The sequence below is a fragment of the Pseudidiomarina atlantica genome (assembly GCF_000753735.1).
In the GTDB taxonomy this organism is placed as follows: domain Bacteria; phylum Pseudomonadota; class Gammaproteobacteria; order Enterobacterales; family Alteromonadaceae; genus Pseudidiomarina; species Pseudidiomarina atlantica.
In genome coordinates this window covers 1-689 of record NZ_JPIN01000049.1, presented here as the reverse complement: position 1 = coordinate 689, position 689 = coordinate 1, and the positions used below count along the sequence as shown (strand labels likewise).

The 689-nt window shown below is 49.2% G+C and carries 1 protein-coding gene; it reads right to left on the bottom strand.

Annotation, left to right across the window (positions count from 1 at the left end; translation table 11 throughout):
• Nucleotides 1-143: 143 nt before the first annotated feature.
• A partial coding sequence (locus IDAT_RS12900; protein WP_034734511.1) for a TolC family protein occupies nt 144-689 on the bottom strand: 546 nt, incomplete at its 5' end.

Genomic DNA, 689 nt, shown 5'->3' with positions numbered 1-689 from the left:
CTTTCCTTATGTTCACCTTGCTCGTGTTTGCCTTCTTCCTTGTGGGTATCTTCTTTTTCGTCGTGTCCGTGTTCATCCTGCGCCATAACCGAAAAGCTCAGCGCAAGTGCTATTGCTGCGTATAAAGGTTTTACTGACATCGTTTACTCTCCAATCTCTGCGTTTGTTGGCTGGCTTAACGGCGATAACGTCAGCGCTTTACTGAGTTCGCCCGAACGGTACAACCATTCAATGGCGGCCAACCGATATTGTGTTTGCAGCGCTATCCCTGCAAATTGGCTATCGAGCTGCTGTTGCACAGCGGTGAGGTAGTCTGTGGTGGATAGGTCACCGGCGAGCCAGGACTGCTCAATCACCTGCATCGACTCATCCTGCCGAGATTGAAAGTCTCTTTGCCAGCTTTGCCACTGTTTTTTCACAAAACGATAATTGTTAAGAGATGATTTCAGTGCTGCTTGCCATTGTTGCCTTAGTGCAATCAAACGTTTTTCTTCAGCAACAGCTTCGCTATTGGCTGCGCGTACCGCATCGCTGTAGTTATTGCGAATCTGTAGTGGAATGCTGAATGATAAGCCAACTACTGTTTCGTTATCGTTCTCGCCCGCTTCGACGCCTACGGTTGGGTTGGCGGTGGTTAACGAGCGTTTCCAGTCGACATCGGCGCGCTTTAATTGCCATTGCAGGTAAGC